General features: G+C 72.9%; 18 protein-coding genes. 9 read left to right on the top strand and 9 right to left on the bottom strand.

The window, feature by feature from the left end:
* Positions 1-104 precede the first annotated feature (104 nt).
* Positions 105-1,142 carry a hypothetical protein gene (locus tag VR44_RS15575; RefSeq protein ID WP_045948083.1) on the bottom strand — a complete coding sequence of 346 codons (1,038 nt, stop codon included), beginning with the start codon at positions 1,140-1,142 and terminating at the stop codon, positions 105-107.
* A gap of 107 nt (positions 1,143-1,249) precedes the next feature.
* On the opposite strand from VR44_RS15575, the gene VR44_RS15570 reads away from it, so the two are divergent.
* Positions 1,250-1,945, top strand: coding sequence for a GDSL-type esterase/lipase family protein (locus tag VR44_RS15570; RefSeq protein ID WP_045948082.1), 696 nt, complete (start codon positions 1,250-1,252; stop codon positions 1,943-1,945).
* A 58-nt stretch (positions 1,946-2,003) separates the two neighbouring features.
* On the top strand, positions 2,004-3,002 hold the full coding sequence (locus tag VR44_RS15565; RefSeq protein WP_045948081.1) for an aldo/keto reductase: 999 nt from the start codon (positions 2,004-2,006) through the stop codon (positions 3,000-3,002).
* A gap of 203 nt (positions 3,003-3,205) precedes the next feature.
* Here VR44_RS15565 and VR44_RS15560 read toward each other — a convergent pair whose 3' ends face one another.
* The 4 genes from VR44_RS15560 to VR44_RS15545 all read right to left on the bottom strand — a co-directional run bounded on the left by VR44_RS15560 (position 3,206) and on the right by VR44_RS15545 (position 7,736).
* Positions 3,206-3,958, bottom strand: coding sequence for a hypothetical protein (locus VR44_RS15560; protein WP_045948080.1), 753 nt, complete (start codon positions 3,956-3,958; stop codon positions 3,206-3,208).
* A 159-nt stretch (positions 3,959-4,117) separates the two neighbouring features.
* The gene (gene thpR, locus VR44_RS15555) at positions 4,118-4,678 is read right to left on the bottom strand and encodes an RNA 2',3'-cyclic phosphodiesterase (protein WP_245691833.1); all 561 of its coding nucleotides are present in this window, start codon (positions 4,676-4,678) and stop codon (positions 4,118-4,120) included.
* A gap of 208 nt (positions 4,679-4,886) precedes the next feature.
* Positions 4,887-7,340 (bottom strand): cation-translocating P-type ATPase, encoded by a 2,454-nt coding sequence (locus VR44_RS15550; RefSeq protein WP_045948078.1) that lies wholly within the window; start codon positions 7,338-7,340, stop codon positions 4,887-4,889.
* Between the two features lie 111 nt (positions 7,341-7,451).
* The gene (locus VR44_RS15545; RefSeq protein ID WP_045948077.1) at positions 7,452-7,736 is read right to left on the bottom strand and encodes a DUF2530 domain-containing protein; all 285 of its coding nucleotides are present in this window, start codon (positions 7,734-7,736) and stop codon (positions 7,452-7,454) included.
* A gap of 140 nt (positions 7,737-7,876) precedes the next feature.
* Here VR44_RS15545 and VR44_RS15540 point away from each other — a divergent pair, with 140 nt between their 5' ends.
* Entirely contained in the window at positions 7,877-9,304 is a 1,428-nt protein-coding gene (locus tag VR44_RS15540; protein ID WP_045948076.1) for an NCS2 family permease, read from the top strand.
* A gap of 16 nt (positions 9,305-9,320) precedes the next feature.
* Here VR44_RS15540 and VR44_RS15535 read toward each other — a convergent pair whose 3' ends face one another.
* Positions 9,321-9,503, bottom strand: coding sequence for a hypothetical protein (locus VR44_RS15535; RefSeq protein WP_007265601.1), 183 nt, complete (start codon positions 9,501-9,503; stop codon positions 9,321-9,323).
* 157 nt (positions 9,504-9,660) lie between these two features.
* Here VR44_RS15535 and VR44_RS15530 point away from each other — a divergent pair, with 157 nt between their 5' ends.
* From VR44_RS15530 to VR44_RS15515, 4 genes are all read left to right on the top strand, one after another.
* Positions 9,661-10,098 (top strand): MarR family winged helix-turn-helix transcriptional regulator, encoded by a 438-nt coding sequence (locus VR44_RS15530; RefSeq protein ID WP_045948075.1) that lies wholly within the window; start codon positions 9,661-9,663, stop codon positions 10,096-10,098.
* Positions 10,099-10,123: 25 nt separating this feature from the next.
* Positions 10,124-11,482 carry an MFS transporter gene (locus VR44_RS15525; RefSeq protein WP_094191675.1) on the top strand — a complete coding sequence of 453 codons (1,359 nt, stop codon included), beginning with the start codon at positions 10,124-10,126 and terminating at the stop codon, positions 11,480-11,482.
* A gap of 103 nt (positions 11,483-11,585) precedes the next feature.
* Positions 11,586-11,876: a hypothetical protein gene (locus tag VR44_RS15520; protein ID WP_045948073.1), complete on the top strand. Its 291-nt coding sequence runs from the start codon at positions 11,586-11,588 to the stop codon at positions 11,874-11,876.
* Positions 11,873-12,319, top strand: a complete 447-nt coding sequence (locus VR44_RS15515; protein WP_045948072.1) for a hypothetical protein — start codon at positions 11,873-11,875, stop codon at positions 12,317-12,319. The genes VR44_RS15520 and VR44_RS15515 overlap by 4 nt, the downstream gene beginning before the upstream one ends.
* Here the strand turns inward: VR44_RS15515 and VR44_RS15510 are convergent.
* Positions 12,316-15,411, bottom strand: a complete 3,096-nt coding sequence (locus tag VR44_RS15510; RefSeq protein ID WP_045948087.1) for a sacsin N-terminal ATP-binding-like domain-containing protein — start codon at positions 15,409-15,411, stop codon at positions 12,316-12,318. The two genes, VR44_RS15515 and VR44_RS15510, sit on opposite strands and share 4 nt — an antisense overlap.
* A gap of 92 nt (positions 15,412-15,503) precedes the next feature.
* Positions 15,504-16,070 carry a class F sortase gene (locus VR44_RS47180; RefSeq protein WP_281187144.1) on the bottom strand — a complete coding sequence of 189 codons (567 nt, stop codon included), beginning with the start codon at positions 16,068-16,070 and terminating at the stop codon, positions 15,504-15,506.
* Positions 16,071-16,544: 474 nt separating this feature from the next.
* Between VR44_RS47180 and VR44_RS47170 the strand changes: the two genes are divergently transcribed.
* Positions 16,545-16,916 carry a hypothetical protein gene (locus VR44_RS47170; protein WP_045948070.1) on the top strand — a complete coding sequence of 124 codons (372 nt, stop codon included), beginning with the start codon at positions 16,545-16,547 and terminating at the stop codon, positions 16,914-16,916.
* A 238-nt stretch (positions 16,917-17,154) separates the two neighbouring features.
* Here VR44_RS47170 and serC read toward each other — a convergent pair whose 3' ends face one another.
* Positions 17,155-18,273 (bottom strand): phosphoserine transaminase, encoded by a 1,119-nt coding sequence (gene serC, locus VR44_RS15485; RefSeq protein ID WP_045948069.1) that lies wholly within the window; start codon positions 18,271-18,273, stop codon positions 17,155-17,157.
* Positions 18,274-18,369: 96 nt separating this feature from the next.
* Here serC and VR44_RS15480 point away from each other — a divergent pair.
* Positions 18,370-20,399: FAD-binding and (Fe-S)-binding domain-containing protein (locus VR44_RS15480; RefSeq protein ID WP_245691831.1), on the top strand; the 2,030-nt coding region annotated here is incomplete at its 3' end.

Below are 20,399 nucleotides of genomic sequence, written 5' to 3'. Positions count from 1 at the left end.
CCCCGCGCCTCAAACGCCGGCGGGGCTGTAATTGCCCTGCGGGCAATCCAGCCCGCGCTGGGGGCACCTCCCAGCGGTAGCCGGGGGAGGAACGGGCGAAGGGTTCAACCCCTCGGGCGGCGCCGCCGGAGCAGCCGTTTGGCCGCCAGGACCAGTGCCGTGCCCGCCGCGAGGACCAGCGCGCCCTTCGTGAAGCTGCCCCCTTCCGAGCCCGCCGGGCCCCTCTCCGCGGCCGAGCCGGGAGCGGGGTGCGCCGGGCCCGACGGGGGCGGGGTGGTGGCGGGGGCCACGGGGACGGCCACCACACGGCTGTTGGCGCCCTCCGCGCCGAACAGCAGGGTGCGGCCGTCCGGGGAGTACGTCACCGATTCCGCCTGGCCCTGCCAGGGCGCGTCCACCCGCTCGCCCTCCCCCTGCGGCCGGCCGTCCTTCCACGGATACGTCCGCGCCGTGAAGTAGCCGCGCAGCGTCAGCCGGGTGCCGTCCGGGGAGAACGCCCCGTCCGTCACCCACGGCACCTCCGCGACCCGCCGGAACACGTTGCGGCCGTCCGCCGACAGCTTCTCCGGGCCCTCGTACAGGCCGCCGCCCTGCTCGTTCTTGCTCGCGATGTACACCCGCCCCGTCACCGGATGCACCATCAGCGCCTCCGCGTTGCGCGGCCCGTCCGCGTACACCGCGGTGAACTGCTCGGCCGTGACCGTCGCGTCGTGCAGCTCCTTCGGCTCCGGCAAGCGGTAGATCCACACGTGGTCCCAGGTGCCGTCCCGGTTGTCGCCGATGTCCCCCACGTACAGGTTCCCGTCCGGGCCCAGGGAGATGGCCTCCACGTCGCGCGGGGTGCCGATGCCGGAGAGGGTGATGCGGGCCACCGTCCTGCCCGTCGCGGAGTCGACCGCGTACACGTACGGGCCGTCGTCGCTGTCGTTGTGGGTCCAGTACACGCCCGGGTGGATACGGCTGGCCGCAAGCCCGCTGGACTCCGTGATGCGCGGGTCGCTGATGGTGAAGCCGGACGCCGTGGGGGCCGGCGCGTCCGGGGCCGGGGCGGCGCCCGAGGCCGCGGCGGGGCCCGGCAGCAGCAGGCCCAGGGCGAGGGCGGCGGGAACGGCGGTCGTCGGGACGGTCCTCAGCAGGCGCATCCCCCCAGCCTGCCAGCCCCCGGCCGGTCGGGGGCCGCGCCCCGTCCGGCCCCCGGCGTGTCCGGCATCACAGGGGTCCGCGCCGTGTGATCCGCGATGATGACCGGATGCGTTTCATGTTCGTCGGCGACTCCATGACCATCGGACGCGCCGGCGACTTCACCTGGCGCTACCGGATGTGGCAGCACCTGCGCGCCACCCTCGGCGACGGCTCCTTCGAGATCGTCGGCCCGCGCAGCGCCCTGTACGACACCGCCGGCGACACCCCCGCCGCCCAGGCCTACGCCGACCCCGGCTTCCCGGTGCCCGCCCGGCGCCATCTGGCCGGCTGGGGCGAGGGCTGGCAGCACATGGCCCCGCTCATCGGGCCCGCGGTCCGCGAGTCCGGCGCGGACGTGCTGCTCGTCTCCCTCGGCCTGATCGACCTCGGCTTCTACACGAAGGCCGACCAGACCGTCGCCAACACCCGCGCGTTCATCACGGCCGCCCGCGAGGCCCGCCCTGGCATCCGGATGGTCCTCCTGCCGGTCATACCCAACGTCCGTGCCGAGGAGGACGCCCCCTTCGCCGCCGAGGTCGCCCGCTTCAACGAGCTCCTCGCGAAGACCGTCGCCGACCTCGCCGACGCCGCCTCGCCGATCCTGCTGGCCGCGCGCCCGGACGCGTACGACATCCACCGCGACACCTACGACGGCACGCACCCCAACGCCTCCGGCGAACACCGCCTGGCGGGGGAGTTCGCGGCCGTCCTCCACCAGGCCTGGGGCATCGGCGGCCCCTACCGCCCGGCCGCGGACGCGTAACGCGCCGCGAGGACGGGGTCTTGCTTCGAGCGCACTCCAGGCAGTTGGCTTGGTCCCCATGAAGTACACGCAGCTCGGACGCACCGGCCTCAAGGTCAGCCGACTCGTACTCGGCACGATGAACTTCGGTCCCCAGACCGACGAACCCACCAGCCACGCGATCATGGACTCCGCCCTCGACGCGGGCGTCAACTTCTTCGACACCGCCAACGTCTACGGCTGGGGTGAGAACAAGGGCCGAACCGAGGAGATCATCGGCACCTGGTTCGCCCAGGGCGGCGGCCGCCGCGAGAAGACGGTCCTCGCCACGAAGGTCTACGGCTCCATGGCCCCCGAGGGCGAGCCCTGGCCCAACTACGACCGGCTCTCCGCCCTCAACATCCGCCGCGCCGTCGACGCCAGCCTCAAGCGGCTGCAGACCGACCACATCGACGTCTACCAGTTCCACCACGTCGACCGCCTGACCCCCTTCGAGGAGATCTGGCAGGCCGTGGACGTGCTGATCCAGCAGGGCAAGATCCTCTACGCCGGCTCCTCCAACTTCCCCGGCTGGAAGATCGCCCAGGCCAACGAGAGCGCCGCGCGCGGCGGCCGGCTCGGGCTGGTCAGCGAGCAGTGCCTCTACAACCTCGCCGAGCGGCGGGCCGAGATGGAGGTCATCCCGGCCGCGCAGGAGTACGGGCTCGGCGTCATCCCGTGGTCGCCGCTGCACGGCGGGCTGCTGGGCGGGGCGATCCGCAAGCAGGCCGCCGGCGGGGGCACGGGCCGCAGCTCCTCGGGCCGTACCGCGGACGCGCTGGCCGACGCCACCGTACGGGCGCAGGTGCAGGCGTACGAGGACCTGCTCGACAAGCACGGCCTGGAGCCCGGCGACGCGGCCCTGGCCTGGCTGCTGACCCGTCCCGGGGTCACCGGACCGATCGTCGGCCCGCGCACGCCGGAGCAGCTGGAGTCCGCGCTGCGGGCGGTGGAGCTGGAGCTGTCGCAGGAGGTCCTGGCGGGACTGGACGAGATCTTCCCCGGCCCGGGCCCGGCGCCGGAGGCCTTCGCCTGGTAGGCGGGGGCTCCGGCGGGGCGGCCGCGGACGGTGCTGCTACTGGCCTACCGCGGCCGCCACGGCGACGACGACGAACATCAGCACGAGCACACCGGCCATGACACGGTTTCTGGTCTTGGGATCCACCCTTCGAGACTAACGCGAAGGCTCCCGGCCCCCGTGCCGGGGGCGGGGAGACTTCCGTCATGCCGGGCGGCCGGGTGTCAGCCCTTGCCCTTGAGGTTCGATACCAGCTGGTTCGTCAGCTTGGTCGCGCCCGCCAGGCCCTTGTCGGTGCTGCTGCTGACGAGGACGGTCACCACCGAGTGGCCGACGCGCGCGGCCACCAGGGTGGTGCCGCCCTGCCAGGCGGGGCTGGTCTCGGTGATGGCCCAGGCGCCGTCGCCGACGTCGGCGAGGGGCTTCTCGGTGACGGTCACCGTGCTGTGGGTGGGCTCGTCGGAGTAGGTCGGGCAGGCCTTGGAGAGCATGCCGAGGGCGCCGAGGACGGTCGTGGCGGTGGTGCCCTGGTAGACGTCTATCTCCTGGGCGTACTCCTCGGAGGTGTTCTTGTTGACGTACGCGTTCTGCGCGAACGAGACGCCGGTGATGCCGGTGATCTCGGTCCAGGCGGTGCCGCCGAGCTTGGTGCAGTCGGGCGTGGGGACTTCGGCGGTGGCCGGCGCCCGGTAGGCGGCGCCGGTGTCGCGGGCGTCCGCGGGGTCGGCGGTGTAGCCGGAGGCGAAGAAGGAGGCGGGCGCGAGGGCGGCCTTGAGCTGCGTACCCGTCAGGAGGCCCTTGTTGGGGCCGTCGACCGCCGGGGCCGCGTCGGCGGCCTTCGGAGCGGCCGGGGCGGCCGTGGCGGCGGACGTCGGGGCCGCCTTCGGCGCGGCCTTGGGGGTGGCGGAGCACGCGGTCAGCGCGAGCGGGAGGACCGCCACGGCGAAGAGGGTGGCGGCGGGAGATATGTGACGCACGGTGTGGTTCGACCTCGTGTTGTTCGGGTGCGCCGCTGATTCCGGTCAGCGACTCGCGCATCACACCGGGCGGGCGTGGGCGGAGCAAGGGTTTACCGGATCCTTTGCCTCCGGTAGTGAAAGGCTTTCCCAAAACCCTGCACGAGTGCCCGAATAGTGCTAATGGCCGGTCAGGGGCCAGGCGTCCACGACCTCGTAGCGCGGCTGTTCGCCGGCCACGCCGGAGACGGGCAGGTGGCTGCGGACGAGGCTGAGGGTGTCGACCTGCCAGGGCGTGCCCTCGAACCCGGACAGGGCGTCGAGGCAGGGCCGCAGGTCGGCGGCGTCGTCCCGGGCGCGGGCGAGGGTGAGGTGCGGGGTGTAGCGGCGGTGCTGCTCCATGGGGATCCCGGCCCGGCGGGCGGCGGCGTCGGCCCGCTCGGCGAGCATCCGCAGCGCGTCGAGACCGCCGGCCGCGCCGATCCACAGGGCGCGCCGGCCGAAGTGGCCGGAGCCGTGGAGGCGGAGCGGGAAGGGGGCGGTGTGGGCTGCCGCCCGGGCGAGGCGGGCGTGCAGTTCGGGGAGGTGGTCGTCCTGGACTTCGCCCATGAAGGCGAGGGTGAAGTGCCAGGAGGCTTCGCCGGTCCAGCGCAGGCCGTGGCCGGGCGGGGCCGCCGCGACCGCGTCGCGCAGCTGGGCGATGGCGTCGGTGCTCGGCAGCACGGCGGCGAATAGCCTCACGGTCCGACGATAGCCGCTGCGCGGAGCCTTCTCTCCGCCCCGCCCTTCACCCGTTCTCGCCTCAGTCGCCGGCGCGGCTGCAGACACGGCGCTACCGCTGTCTCTTATACACATCTNGCCGGCGCGGCTACAAACACGGCGCTACCGCGCCCGCGCCTCAAACGCCGGCGGGGCTGGATTTCGCCGCTGCGCGTGCAGCCCCGCAGGGTCAGGCCGGGAAGCGGTGGTCGACCCAGCGGAAGGTGGCTTCGATGAGGGCTGCCGCCGCCGCCGCGATCGCGACCGCGATCCACGGCATCGTGACCCCCTCCAGCCTCAGCTGGAAGAACTCCTGGAGCCAGGGGACGACCAGGACGAGGAGGAAGGCCGCCCCCATCGCCGCCACCAGCGCCAGCCGCCACCACGTGTACGGCCTGGCGATGATCGCCAGTACCCACAGCGAGGTCAGGAACAGCGTCAGCGTCGCCGCGCTGGTCTCCGCCGTCAGGGAGTCCGGGCCCGAGTAGTGGTGGCGCGCGATCAGGTACGAGGTGAAGGTGGCCGCCGCCGCGATCACCCCGCCGGGGATGGCGTAGCGCATGACCCGCCGTACGAAGTGCGGCCGGGCCCGTTCCTTGTTCGGTGCCAGGGCCAGGAAGAACGCCGGGACGCCGATGGTGAGGGTGGACAGGAGGGTGAGGTGGCGGGGGAGGAAGGGGTACTCGACCTGGGAGCAGACCACCAGGATCGCCAGCAGCACCGAGTAGACCGTCTTGACCAGGAAGAGGGTCGCCACGCGCGTGATGTTGCCGATGACCCGGCGGCCCTCGGCGACCACCGAGGGCAGGGTGGAGAAGCTGTTGTTCAGGAGGACGATCTGCGCGACCGCGCGGGTGGCCTCCGAGCCCGAGCCCATGGAGACGCCGATGTCGGCGTCCTTGAGGGCGAGGACGTCGTTGACGCCGTCGCCGGTCATGGCGACCGTGTGCCCGCGGGACTGGAGGGCGCCGACCATGTCCCGTTTCTGCTGCGGGGTGACCCGGCCGAAGACGGCGTTCCCGTCGAGGACCTCGGCCATCGCGTCCCGTTCGGCGGGCAGGTGGCGGGCGTCGACGGTGCTGGCCGCGCCGGGCAGGCCGAGCTTGCCGGCGACCGCGCCGACCGAGACGGCGTTGTCGCCGGAGATGACCTTCGCCTTGACTTCCTGGTCGTCGAAGTAGCGCAGGGTGTCGGCGGCGTCGGGCCGCAGCCGCTGTTCGAGGACGACGAGGGCGGTCGGCCTGACCCCGCTCGCCACCGCCGGGTCGTCGAGCTCGCGGGCCGAGCGGGCCAGCAGCAGGACCCGCAGCCCCTGTTCGTTGAGGCCGTTGATCTCGTCGAGCGCCGGGTCCCCGCTGGGCAGGAGCACGTCGGGGGCGCCGAGCAGCCAGGTGTTGTTCTCGCCGTCGCCCTCGCTGAAGCTGGCGCCGCTGTACTTGCGGGCGGAGGAGAAGGGCAGGGACTCGGTGCAGCGCCACTCGGCGCTGTCGGGGTAGGCGTCGATGATGGCCTGGAGGCTGGCGTTGGGGCGGGGGTCGGACTCGCCGAGGGCGCCGAGGACCTTCTTGACGTACTCGGGCTCCGCGCCGCCGAGCGGGCGGAGCTCGGTGACGTCCATGCCGCCCTCGGTGAGGGTGCCGGTCTTGTCGAGGCAGACGACGTCGACGCGGGCGAGGCCCTCGATGGCGGGCAGTTCCTGGACCAGGCACTGTTTGCGGCCGAGCCGGATGACGCCGACGGCGAAGGCGACGGAGGTGAGGAGGACGAGGCCTTCGGGGATCATCGGGACGATGCCGCCGACGGTGCGGGCGATGGCGTCCTTGAGGTCGTCCTCCTTGACGACGAGCTGGCTGATGATCAGTCCGATGGAGGTCGGGATCATCATCCAGGTGACGTACTTGAGGATGGTGGAGATACCGGTCCGCAGCTCGGAGTGGACGAGCGTGAAGCGGGAGGCCTCTTCGGCGAGCTGGGCGGCGTAGGCCTCGCGGCCGACCTTGGTGGCGGTGAAGGCGCCGCCGCCGGCGACGACGAACGAGCCGGACATGACCTGGTCGCCCGGCTTCTTGAGGACGGGGTCGGCCTCGCCGGTGAGGAGGGACTCGTCGATCTCCAGGCCCTCGGCCTCGCCGACGATCCCGTCCACGACCACCTTGTCGCCGGGGCCGAGCTCGATGACGTCGGACAGGACGATCTCGGAGGTGGAGATCTCGGCGGTGGTGCCGTCGCGCCGCACGCTGGGTTTGGCCTCGCCGATGACGGCGAGCCCGTCGAGGGTCTTCTTGGCGCGCAGTTCCTGGATGATGCCGATGCCGGTGTTGGCGACGATCACGAAGCCGAAGAGGCTGTCCTGGATCGGCGCGACGCACAGCATGATCACCCAGAGGACGCCGATGATGGCGTTGAAGCGGGTGAAGACGTTGGCGCGGACGATGTCGGCGGTGGAGCGCGAGGAGCGCAGCGGTACGTCGTTGACGTCGCCGCGCGCGACGCGTTCGGCCACCTCGGCGGTGGTCAGACCGCCCGGCTTGAAGCGGGGGGCGGGCGGTTTCACGGGGTGGACGGGGTCCAGCTCGGCCCCCGCGTCGATGGCGGCACCGGGCCGCTCGGGCCCGTCATGGTCGATCCTCGCCCATTGGGTCATGTTTTCGACGGTAAAGGGCGTTCCCGCGCTCCACCCGCCGAGCGGGCGGAATATCCGACTCCAGGATGAGGGGAATCGTCCCCCGGGTGGCCGTCGGGGGAGGGTGGTGTCCTACTCCGGCCGCTGGTCCCCGGCCGCCGCACGCGCCTGCTGCGCCGCGTGGCGCTTGAGGGCCGCGTCGCGGCCGCGGACGTACCAGATGCCGATCAGGCCGAGGCCGCCGCCGGCCGCGCAGGTCCACACCCACCACAGCAGCTCGCGCTCGGCGAACCAGCCGTAGAAGGGCAGCTGGACGAGGAACATGGCGAACCAGAGGATCGTTCCGCCCGTGATGGTGGCGACAACCGGCCCCTCCAGGGGTTCGGGCGCCTCGTGCCTAGGGGTCCACTTCGCCATGGGGACCAGTCTAGGTGGCCGGTTTCGGAGTCTACGCGCGGAGATAGACTGTCCTCCGTTCATGTGTTCATACTGAAACGGTTTGCCTGCGGCCGGATTCCGTCGTAGGAACCACTAACCCGACCCAGTTTGAGGACCGCATGAGCACCTCGGCACCCGCCGCGGCCCCCACCAGCGGCCTGGACCGCTTCTTCAAGATCTCGGAACGCGGCTCGACCGTGGCCCGCGAGGTCCGGGGCGGCTTCGCGACCTTCTTCGCGATGGCCTACATCATCGTGCTGAACCCGATCATCCTCGGCAGCGCCAAGGACATGTACGGGCACCAGCTCGACGGCGGCCAGCTGGTCACCGCCACCGTCCTGACGGCCGCCTTCACCACCCTCCTCATGGGTGTCATCGGCAACGTCCCGATCGCCCTGGCCGCCGGCCTCGGCGTCAACACGGTCGTCGCCCTCCAGCTCGCCCCGCGGATGAGCTGGCCCGACGCCATGGGCATGGTGGTCCTGGCCGGCTTCGTGGTGATGCTGCTGGTCGCCACCGGCCTGCGCGAGCGGGTCATGAACGCCGTCCCGCTCGGCCTGCGCAAGGGCATCGCGATCGGCATCGGCCTGTTCATCATGCTGATCGGCCTGGTCGACTCCGGCTTCGTCACCCGCATCCCCGACGCCGCGCACACCACGGTCCCGCTCCAGCTCGGCTCCAACGGCCACCTGCACGGCTGGCCCGTCCTGATCTTCGTCGTCGGCGTGCTGCTCACGCTCGCGCTGCTGATCCGCAAGACCCCCGGCGCCATCCTGATCTCCATCGTCGCCATGACCGTCGTCGCGGTGGCGGTGCAGCTGATCGCCGACCTGCCGGCGACCGCCTGGGGCCTGACCGTCCCGCAGTGGCCGGGCAACCCGGTGGCGGCCCCCGACTTCGGGCTCGTCGGCCAGGTCAGCGTCTTCGGCGGCTTCGGCAAGGTCGGGGTGCTCACCGGCGTCCTCTTCGTCTTCACCGTGCTGCTGTCCTGCTTCTTCGACGCGATGGGCACCATCCTCGGCGTCGGCGACGAGGCCAAGCTCACCAAGCCCGACGGCACCTTCCCCGGCATCAACCGGGTCCTGCTGATCGACGGCCTGGCCGTCGCCTCCGGCGGCGCCACCTCGTCCTCCGCGACCACCTGCTTCGTGGAGTCCACGGCGGGCGTCGGCGAGGGCGCCCGCACGGGCCTGGCCAACGTGGTCACCGGCGGCCTCTTCGCGGTCGCGCTCTTCCTGACCCCGCTGGCCACGATGGTCCCCTCGCAGGCCGCCACCCCCGCCCTCGTCGCGGTCGGCTTCCTGATCCTGGCCGGCTCCGTCAGGGACATCGACTGGAGCGACTTCACCATCGCCGTCCCGGCCTTCATGGCCATGGTGATGATGCCGTTCACCTACTCCATCACCAACGGCATCGGCATCGGCGCCATCAGCTTCTGCGTGCTGCGCCTGGCGACGGGCAGGGGCCGCGAGGTCCCGGCCGCGATGTACGTCGTCGCGGGGGTCTTCGTCTTCTACTACGCGATGCCGGCCCTGGGGCTCACGTAAGGCCTCACGCCACCCCTCACGTCAGCCCGTAGAACTTCTCCGTCTCGTCGACGGCGGCCTTGAACCGCTCGTCGAAGTCATCGCGAATGAGCGTCCGGACGACATAGTCCTGGACGCTCATTCCGCGTTTGGCGGCATGGTGCCTCAGCCGCTCCAGCAGCTCCCCGTCTATGCGCATGCTCAGCACATGTGTCCCCATGCCGAAAGGGTCGGGCCAGAGGGCGCGCGCGTGCGTCGCTTTCCCCGCCGGACTCACCCGTACGAGTGATCCGGCCGGATCCGTCCTCCCGGCCCCTCCGCCGCCCGTCCGTCACCCACCGCGTTCGTTAGTCAGAGTAATGAGTTATTCTAAGTACATGCCAGACCTCACCCATGGCGACGACGCTGCCGCCGTGAACGACCTCCGCTCCGCCGTGATGCGGCTGGGCCGGCGCCTGAAGCACCAGCGCGTCGACGAATCGCTGAGCCCGACCGAGATGTCGGTCCTCGGCACCCTCGCCCGCTGCGGCCAGGCCACCCCCGGTGAGCTCGCCCGCAAGGAGCACGTCCAGCCGCCGTCGATGACGCGCATCGTCGCGTTGCTGGAGGCCAAGGGACTGGTCAGGCTGGAACCGCACCCCGACGACCGCCGCCAGAAGGTGGTCAGCCAGACGGAGGAGGCCGAGGCGATGCTCGAAGAGAGCCGCCGCAAGCGCAACGCCTTCCTGGCCGGGCTCGCCGCAGAGCTCACCGAGGACGAATGGGCCAAGCTCCGCGCCGCCGCCCCCGTCCTGGAGAAGCTCGCGCACCTATAGGAACGACGCCAGGAGGCGAACGCTTTTGAGTACGGGAACCGGAGGGAACTCCGCACCCGGCCACATACCCACCCCCCAGACCCCGAGCGCGAACAGAGGACCGGGCACCCGCTCGAACTCGATGTTCAGCTCGCTGAAGATCCGGAACTACCGGCTCTTCGCCGCAGGCCAGGTCGTCTCGAACACGGGCACCTGGATGCAGCGCATCGCGCAGGACTGGCTGGTCCTCTCCCTGACCGGCTCCGCGTCCGCCGTCGGCGTGACCATCGCCCTGCAGTTCCTGCCGATGCTGCTGTTCGGCCTCTACGGAGGCGTACTCGCGGACCGGCTGCCCAAGCGGCCGCTGCTGATCGCCACCCAGACCGCGATGGGCCTGACCGGCATCGCGCTGGCCGCCCTCACCCTGGCCGGGAACGTCCAGGTGTGGCACGTGTACCTCGCCGCGTTCCTGCTCGGCCTGGTCACCGTCGTGGACAACCCGGCCCGGCAGACCTTCGTCTCCGAGATGGTCGGCCCCGCGCAGGTCGCCAACGCGGTCAGCCTGAACTCCGCGAACTTCCAGTCCGCGCGGCTGGTCGGCCCGGCGATCGCCGGTGTGCTGATCACCGCCGTCGGCTCCGGCTGGGCCTTCCTGCTGAACGGGCTGTCGTTCGCGGCGCCGATCGCCGCGCTGCTGATGATGCGCACCCGTGAGCTGTACCGGGTCGAGCCGCAGCCGCGTGCCAAGGGGCAGCTGCGGGAGGGCCTGCGCTACGTCGCCGGCCGGCCCGAGCTGGTCTGGCCGATCGTCCTGGTCGGCTTCATCGGCACCTTCGGCTTCAACTTCCCGATCTGGCTGTCGGCCTTCGTCGACGACGTGTTCCACGGGGACGCGGGCACGTACGGGGTGTTCAACACCCTGATCGCGGCCGGCTCCCTCGCGGGCGCCCTGCTCGCCGCCCGCCGCGGCAACACCCGGCTGCGGCTGCTGGTGACGGCGGCGGTGCTGTTCTCCGTCCTGCTGCTGGTGACGGCCTTCGCCCCCGGCCTGTGGCTGTTCGCGGCGCTGCTGGTGCCGGTCGGGATGTTCGGGCTGACGGTGAACGTCGTGGCGAACTCCAGCGTCCAGATGGCCACCGACCCCGAGATGCGGGGCCGGGTGATGGCCCTCTACATGATGGTCTTCACCGGCGGCACTCCCGTCGGCGCCCCGCTGGTCGGCTGGATCACCGACACCTACGGGGCCAGGCTCGGCATGGCCGCGGGCGGACTGGTCTCCCTGGCGGCCGCGGTGGCCGTCGGCCTGATCCTGCGCCGCGTCGGCAACCTGCGCCTGCGCGTCGGCCGCCACGGGCTCAGGTTCGTCCCGGCGACCCCGCGGCGCGAGCTGGCCCCGGCGGCGTAGCCGGCCGCTGCTCCCCACGCCGGCCGGGCGGGGCGCCCGGCCGGCGGACGGTGCACCCTTCCGGGTGATGACGACGGCTGTGGGGGCTGGGCATACTCGCTTTATGGCAACCAAGAAGGTCACCATCACCTTGCCCGACGAGGTGCTGGAGTACATCAAGGCGACCGTGGACGATCGCGGAGTCTCCGCGTACGTCACCGCGGCCGTGGAGCACAGGGTGGCTATGGACAAGCTGCGCAAGCTGTCGGATCTCCTGGACGAGGAGTACGGACCGCTCACCGATGAGGAGCTCCGTGCTGCGGACGCCCGTCTCGACGCCATGGACGCCTGGCACGAAGGCAGACAGGAAGAGGCGGAGGAGGTGGATCCGCTCGCGGGGAAGGCAGCCGCATGACGCCGCGTACCGCACCGTCGGGACCGCTCCTCAAGCCGCGGACCATGGTGCTCGACTCGGAAGCGCTTTCCAAGGCCGCGCGGGGTGACCGCGAGGTTCGGGGCATGATCCGGCGGGCGCCCAACCGCGAGATGCGAGTGGTCACGTCGTCGCTCACGACGCTGGAAGCCTGGGACCCCCGGGCCGGCGTCCGGCAGGAGACCTGGAAATGGTTCCTGTCGAGCGTGGACATCGTTCACACCGATGACGAGATCATCAAGACGGCCCGCTCCCTCCTGAAGGAAGCGGGCCTGCACGGCCACAAGTACGCGATCGACGCCGTACTCGCGTCGATCGCCGTCGTCGCGTCGCGGCAGGGCCACCTCGTCAATGTCCTCACCTCGGACCTGGACGACATGAAGCGCCTGCTGGGAGATCACCGCATCCGCATCGAACCCGTCTAGTCGAACCACCTGTCCCGCGCGAGTTCAGCCGTGCGGGACGGATCCTCCAGCAGGGCCGCGACCTCGAAGCGGCGGGGCCACTGGGACGCCGCCCAGGCCAGGCCCGCCGCCACGCCCTCCAGGGTCGCCGCGTGCAGGACGCCGTCCGGGGTCAGGCGCCAGTCCAGCTCCGTGCCGCCCGCGACCAGCTCCTCGTGCTCCACGTACGTCTCCGGGGTCGAGGGGCCCAGCAGCACCCGTACCGACTCGGGGACCTCGTGCTCCTCGCCCGGCGTGGTCACCTCCGCCGGGACCGTCTCCGACAGCCGCCGCACCTGGAACAGCTCCGCCAGGTCCGCCGCCCGGGACGGCGAGACGGGCAGCAGCGGCAGGCCCGCCGTCAGGGGGAGCAGGTCGGGGGCGTCGGCCACGACGGCGTCCGCCGCGTCCACGACGACCACCTCGCCGTCCACCACCGCCCGCAGCTCGTCCGGGAGCGTCACCTGCTCCGGGTCCAGGTCGGCCAGCGCCCCGTACAGCCCGTGCAGCTGCCGGCCCGACACCTCGCGGTCCGGGTCCGCGAGGCGGCCCAGCAGTTCGGCGGCCCCGCCCGGCTCCTCCAGCAGGGCGCGCACCGAGGTGCGTACGCCCAGGGCGCGCAGCACCTGTTCGTCCTCGAAGCCCGTCGCGTCCGCCGGGGTGTAGAGGCCCGCCAGCAGCGGGTCCCCGCCCGCCGCGCGCAGGCCCGCCGGGCGGCGGCCGTCGAGCACCGGGTGGTCGCGCAGCCACCAGGCGGTGTACGGGCGCACCGACCGGGTGGTGCCGTCCGGGAGCAGGACCCGCACCGGCTGGGTGAGGGCGTCGCGCAGCGGGGGCTGCGCGAGCATCGCCAGGGCCTGGGGCCAGCGGTCGTCGTCGACGAGGTCCAGGTCGCGTACGGCGATCAGCTCGGTGGCGACGGGCGGCACGGGGCTGTCGGGGAGCTGGTCGAGGAGGTCCTCGCACCACACGTCGACCGCGTCGAGGAGTCCGGCGTCGTCCGGTTCGGCGTAGTCGCCCTCGCGGGGCTCCAGCTCGTCGGGGTCGAGGACGACGTCGGTGGCGCGGACCAGCTGGAAGGTGGTCAGCACCCCGCAGGCGGCCAGAGTGCCGGCGTCCCAGCGGGCGGCGAGCTCCGGGTCCAGGTACGGGATCTCGTCCTCGCGGACGACGGAGGCGAGCGGGCTGCCGGCGAGGAGGAGCTCCCCGGCCGGGGTCGGTTCGCCGTCCTCGTCGGGCAGGGCCAGCGCGCCCAGCCAGGGTTCGTCGCCGGGGGCCAGGCCGGCGTCGCGGACCAGGGTCAGGACGATCTCGGCGAGCTCGTCGGCGTCGGGGGCGTCGGAGTCCTCGTCCCAGACCTCGCCCGCGTCCAGCGAGCCGGCCACCGCGGCCCGGATCTGCGGGGTCGTCAGGACGGCGCGGGCGGTGGCGGGCAGGGCGCCCAGCTTCTCCAGCAGCGGGTGCGCGGCGTCCGGGTGGGCCACCTTGAGGCCCAGCCGGGCCAGGTCCGCGGGGGTGTCCGCGCCGGGCAGCAGGATGTGGCGCGGGCCGATCGCGGTACGGCCGTCGGCGAGCGGTACGGGCAGGCCCGACAGCCGGTCGGGGTCGACCCCGGCGAGGGTGTCGTAGAGGTCGTGCCACCACTGGGGGGTGCGCTCGATGCCGGCGATCCGCTCGATGGCCTCCCCGAGGGGGAGCCGGCCCACGCCCAGGGTGCGCAGCTCGGGCCGCCGCTCCAGTCCGGCGGGCAGCAGCGTCGGGAGGACCTCCGCGAGGACCCGTACGGTGTCGGCGCCGGCGCCCTCGACGACTTCGGCCTCGAAGGGGCGCAGCCGGGAGAGTTCCTCGGACGGGGCGGCCGGGGCGAGGAAGCCCGTACGGGGCAGCCGCCGCAGGACGGCGGCGCGCAGGGCCCCGTCGAGTTCGCCCTTGCCGAGGGGGCCGGGAACGAGGTCCACCAGGGCGGGGGTCACCGGGTCCCAGGCGGCGAGGAGTTCGGCGTAGGCGTCGGCGGCGCGTTCCACGAGGAAGTCGGCCAGCGGGCCGGGCGCGTGGTGGCGGCGGGAGGTGTCCATCGGCAGGGAGGCGATGAGCAGGGCCGGGATGCCGAGGGGCTCGTCGGTGGGGGTGGGGGCGTGGACGACGGGCGCGGTGCGGGGGCGTTCGGGTGCGCCTTCGGGGTCGACGGGGACGGCCCAGGTGACGCTCCAGGTGGGCCGCAGCCGCTCCTCCACGGGCCGGTCGGCGAGGAGTTCGCGGGCGATGGGGCCGCTGGCGCGGGCGGTGCGCCAGCGGTGGGTGCCGGAGGCGGAGTCCTCGATGACGGTGTAGGGGCCGTCGGTGTGCCGGTAGAGGGTGCGGGTGCCGGCCGCGGGGGTGTCGACGACGACCTCGGTCAGCCCGGGGAGGGTGAGGAGGAGGGCGTCGTCGACTCCGTGCAGCAGGCGTTCGGCGAGGTCGGCCGCGGCGGCGTCGCGCAGCGGGAGGACGACCACGGTGTCGTAGCCGTCGGGGGCGCTGCCCTCGGCGGGCAGCGGCAGGCGCAGCAGCGGGACGTGGCCGTCGCGGCGGCGCAGTTCGTCGCCGAGGCCGGGGCTGAAGTGGGCGGCCTCGCGGGCCATTTCGCGGGCCTCGGCGAGGGACCAGCGCACGCCGCCGTGCCGGCCGAGGACGGCGGGCTCGTCGGAGACGGCCAGGACGGCGGCGAAGCCGACGCCGAACCGGCCGACCGTGTCGGCGGAGGAGGCGCCCTCGCGCTTGGCGGAGGCGCGCAGGGTGCTCAGCGACTCGACGCCCGTCGCGTCCAGCGGGGCACCGGTGTTGGCGACGGCCAGCACGCCGTGGCCGCCTTCGCCGGGGACGGCGGGGTGCAGGGTGAGCCGCAGCCGGCCGGGGACGCGGCCGCGGGCGGCCGCGTCGGAGGCGTTCTGCGCCAGCTCGACCGCGAGCCGGTCGCGGTAGCCGCCGAGGGCCAGGTCCTCCTCGGCGTTGGCGTCCTCACGGAACCGGGCGGGTCCGGCGGCCCACGCGTCCAGCACCGCGCGCCGAAGCCGGGCGGTGCTGAAGGGGTCCATGCCGCTCGGGGCCGCCGTCACTCGCACGTTCACGCCGCTGCCTCCACGCTGTGCTGCCTCCACGTCCTGCTGTGAAGGTATCGCGTGGACGACTACGCCTTGCCCGTGAGGTGGGCGAACACGACGACGTTGGAGTCCCAGTGGCGGTCGGCGGTGAGGTCGCCGCCGCAGGTGATCAGGCGGAGTTCGGCCCTGCCGCCGGTGTCGCCGTAGACCTTCGAGGTGGGGAAGTCGTCCTTCTTGAAGGTGTCGACGGCGTCGACGGTGAAGACGGCGGTGGTGCCGTCGGTGCGGTGGACGTCGATCTCCCCGCCCTTGGCGAGGTCCTTGAGGTGGAAGAAGACCGCCTGAGGGGCCTGGGGGGTGTCCATGTGGCCGACGATCGCGGCGGCGCCCGGTTCGCCGGGGGTGGGGCCGTCCTGGTACCAGGCGGCGTTCTGGGGTTCGGCGAAGTCGGGTTCGCGCATGACGCCCCGGGGGTCGAGGCCGACGGCGTCGAGGGGGGCGTCGATGTGCAGGGAGGGGACGGTGACGTGGTCGGGGACGGACGGCGGGAGGGCGGAGACGGCGGAGACGTTGGCGGAGGGGTTCTCGCTCTGGTGGGCGCCGTCACCGGCGGCGCAGCCGGAGACGAGGGCCGCGGCGAGGACGGTGGCCAGGACGGTGGCCAGGGCGGTGGCCAGGGTGGTGGCCCCCGCCCCTTGGGCGTCTTGTACTCGCCGGGGGTCAGGGGCTTGAGGGGCTTCACGTCCGGGGTGCCCTTGGCCTCGACGGAGAACTTCACGGTGTCGAACCTCTTGCCGCCCGCGAAGGCCTCGACGCCGTAGTAGCCGGTCTTCGCGTCCTTGGCGACGGTCGCGGTGCCGGTGAAGGTGCCCTTGCCGTCGCCCTTGAGGTCGACGCGGCCGCCCGCGAAGGCTGCGGACTTCACGTACGCCCCCTTCTCGGAGCTCTTGACGGTGATGACGACCTTGTCGCCGGGCCGGCCGAAGTCCGTGGACAGCTGGAGGGTGGCGGGCGCGGGGGTCGGCTTCGGCTTCGGGGAGCCGGCCTTGACGGTCAGCTGGGCGGTGGCCTGGAGCTTGGTGCCGTCGGGGGCGGAGCCGGTGAGGGCGACGCCGTAGCCGCCGTCCTTGACGTCCGCGACGGTGGCGGTGCCGGTCCAGGTGGTGCCGTTCCCGCCGGGGGCGAGCCTGACGGCGCCGAGCGCGGCCGAGGACACCGTCAGGTTCTTCGACCCGGCCGGGGCGGTCACGGTGACGCTGATGGCGTCGCCGGGCTTCACGGGCGAGGAGGGCACCGTCACGGACGCCCCGGCGGCGGGGGTGCTCGTGGAAGGGGAGGGGGACGGGGTGCCGGCGGCGAAGGCGGTGCTCGCGGCGCCGCCGCCGACGGCCAGTGCCGAGGCGAGGGCTATGGACGAGAGGGTGCGGACGGTGCGGGCCTTGCGCATGGGATCTCCTCCTGAACGGGCGGCCGGGGTTTTTCCGGCACACCAGACATGAGGGACATTCCATCCGTGCGGTTGCGGCCGCGCGCGGCCGCCGGGGAGCCCCCTGCCGAAGGTCCCGGGCGGTGAACGCGCAGGCGGCAGGGCGGTGAGGGGTGATCCGTTTGCATGCTCTTTGCCCCGATTTTCAGGACGAAAGTCCCGGCACCGGCGGGCCGTGGAACGCGAGGAGCCCCCGGCGCCTCGGCGGCGCTGGGGGCTCCCCGTGTGTCAGCGGGCGGATACCGGGAGGATCAGAGGTGCTCGATCACGTAGTCGACGCACGCCGTCAGCGCCTGGACGTCCGCCGGGTCGATCGCCGGGAACATCGCGATACGGAGCTGGTTGCGGCCGAGCTTGCGGTACGGCTCGGTGTCCACGATGCCGTTGGCGCGCAGCACCTTCGCCACGGCCGCAGCGTCGATCTCGTCGTCGAAGTCGATCGTGCCGATGACCGCCGAGCGCTTGTCGGCGTCCTGCACGAACGGGTTCGCGTACTTCGACGCTTCCGCCCAGCCGTACAGGTTGCGCGCGCTGGCCGCCGTACGGGAGGTCGTGAACTCCAGGCCGCCCTGGCCGTTCATCCACTCCAGCTGCTGGTTCAGCAGGAAGAGCGTGGCCAGCGCCGGGGTGTTGTACGTCTGGTTCTTCAGCGAGTTGTCGATCGCCGTCGGCAGCGAGAAGAACTCCGGGATGTGCCGGCCCGACGCGTGCACGCGCGCGGCGCGCTCCAGGGCGGCCGGGGAGAACGCGGCCAGCCACAGGCCGCCGTCCGAGGCGAAGGACTTCTGCGGGGCGAAGTAGTAGACGTCGGTCTCGGTGATGTCCACCGGCAGGCCGCCCGCGCCCGAGGTCGCGTCCACCAGGACGAGCGAACCGGCGTCGGCACCCGCCACGCGCTTGATGGGCGCCGCGACACCCGTCGAGGTCTCGTTGTGCGTGTACGCGTACACGTCCACACCCGCCTCCGCCACCGGCTCGGGGTGCGTGCCCGGCTCGGAGGAGATGACGGACGGCTCGTCCAGCCACGGCGCGAGCTTCGCGGCCTTGGCGAACTTGGACGAGAACTCGCCGAAGGTCAGGTGCTGGGACTTCCGCTCGATGAGACCGGCGGTCGCGATGTCCCAGAAGGCGGTGGAGCCGCCGTTGCCCAGGATCACCTCGTAGCCCTCGGGGAGGGAGAAGAGGTCCCGGAGGCCCTGGCGCACCGAGCCGACCAGGTTCTTGACCGGGGCCTGGCGGTGGGAGGTACCGAGCAGGGAGTTACCGGTGGCGGCGAGGGCGTCCAGCGCCTCGGTCCGCACCTTGGAGGGGCCCGCGCCGAAGCGTCCGTCGGCGGGCTTGATGTCAGCGGGAATCTGGATCTCAGCCACGTGCGGAGCGTATCGGGTCCCGGACCGGCCGTCGGAAGCGCGTCCACCCGGTGAGACACCAGAGGGTGATGTGCGGCTGATGGGTAGATGTGGCCCGTGACGTCTCCTGGGGAACTCGAACGGACATTGCGGGCCGAGCTGCGCGGGGAGGTGGATTTCGGGGCGGCCGCCCGGGCCCTGGTGACCATGGACGCCTCCAACTACCGGCGCGTACCCGTCGGCGTGGTCGCCCCGCGCGACGCCGAGGACGTCGCGGCGGCCCTGCGGGTCTGCGCCGACGCCGGGGTCCCCGTCGTCCCGCGCGGCGGCGGCACCTCCATCGCCGGACAGGCCACCGGGACGGGCGTGGTCCTCGACCTCACCCGCCACATGAACGCCCTGGTCTCGGTCGACCCCGCCGCACGCACGGCCGTCGTCCAGCCCGGACTCGTCCTCGACCGGCTCCGGGAGGCGGTACGCCCGTACGGGCTGACCTTCGGACCCGACCCGTCCACGCACTCCCGCTGCACCCTCGGCGGAATGATCGGCAACAACGCCTGCGGGGCCCACTCCGTCGCCTGGGGCACCACCGCCGACAACGTGGCCGAACTGGCGGTGACCGCGTACGGCGGTGCGGAGTACCGGCTCGCGGAGGGCTGGACGGGCGCCCCCACCGGACTGCGGGAACTGGTCGCCGGGAACCTGGCGGTGCTCCGGACGGGCCTGGGCGACGGCTTCCCCCGCCGCATCTCCGGCTACGGCGGCCTCGACGCCCTGCTCCCCGAAAGGGGGACGCGGCTCGCCCGGGCCTTCTGCGGCAGCGAGGGCACCCTCGGGGTGGTCACCGAGGCGGTGGTGCGCCTCGTGGAACTCCCGGCCGCGCCCGCCCTCGCGGTGCTCGGCTACCCCGACGAGAGCGCCGCCGCCGACGCCGCCGCCGGGCTCCTCCCGTACGGGCCGCTGACCGTGGAGGGCATGGCCCAGGACCTGGTCCGCGACACCCCCGGGCTGCCCCGGGGCGGGGCCTGGCTGTTCGTCGAGACCCGGGACGAGGGGGCGGCGCGCAGCCTCGTCCGGGCGGCCGACGCCCTCGACGCGGTCGTGGTCGCGGACCCGGCGGCGCAGCGGGCCCTGTGGCGCATCCGCGAGGACGCCGCCGGCACGGCCACCCGTACCCCCGACGGCCGTATGGCCTGGCCCGGCTGGGAGGACTGCGCCGTCCCCCCGGCCCGGCTCGGCTCCTACCTGCGCGAGTTCCGCGCCCTGCTGGCCGGGCACGGGCTGCGGGGGACCCCGTACGGGCACTTCGGGGAGGGCTGCGTCCACGTCCGGATCGACTTCGACCTGGTCTCCGCCGAGGGCGTCGCCCGCTACCGCTCCTTCTCCTCCGACCTCGCCGACCTGGTCGTCGCCCACGGCGGCTCCCTGTCGGGGGAGCACGGCGACGGCCAGGCCCGGGCGGAACTGCTGCCCCGCATGTACCCGCCGGAGGTGATGTCCCTGTTCCACGCCTACAAGGACCTGTGGGACCCGGCGGGCGGCATGAACCCCGGCATGCTCGTCCGCCCCGCCCGCCTGGACGAGAACCTCCGCTTCGCCGTCCTGCCCGCGACCCCCTTCGCGGAAGAGGTCGCCCGCTGCGTCGGCGTCGCGAAGTGCCGCTCGCGGGAGACGGGCGGGACGGCCGTGATGTGCCCCTCGTACCGGGCCACGGGAGAGGAACGGCACTCCACCCGGGGCCGGGCACGGCTCCTCCACGAGATGCTCGCGGGGGAGATCGTCCGCGACGGGTGGCGCTCGGCGGAGGTGGCCGAAGCCCTCGACCTCTGCCTCGGCTGCAAGGGCTGCCGCAGCGACTGCCCGGTGGGCGTGGACATGGCTACGTACAAGTCGGAGTTCCTCCACCACCACTGGCGGGGCCGCCTCCGCCCCCCGTCCCACTACCTCCTGGGCGGCCTGCCGACCTGGCTCCGGCTGATCGCCCGACTGCGGGCGGCCCGCCTGGTGAACCTGGCGGGGCGGTACCTCCCGGTACCGGGCCTGGCCCGGGAACGGACGCTGCCGGAGGTGGCGGGGGTGCCGTTCACCCGGTGGTGGCGAGACCGCCGGACGCCACTGCCGGGTGCGGGTGCGGGTGCGGGTGCGGG

This window comes from Streptomyces katrae (assembly GCF_000966975.1).
GTDB lineage: Bacteria > Actinomycetota > Actinomycetes > Streptomycetales > Streptomycetaceae > Streptomyces > Streptomyces katrae.
This window is presented reverse-complemented; position numbering and strand designations above follow the sequence as displayed.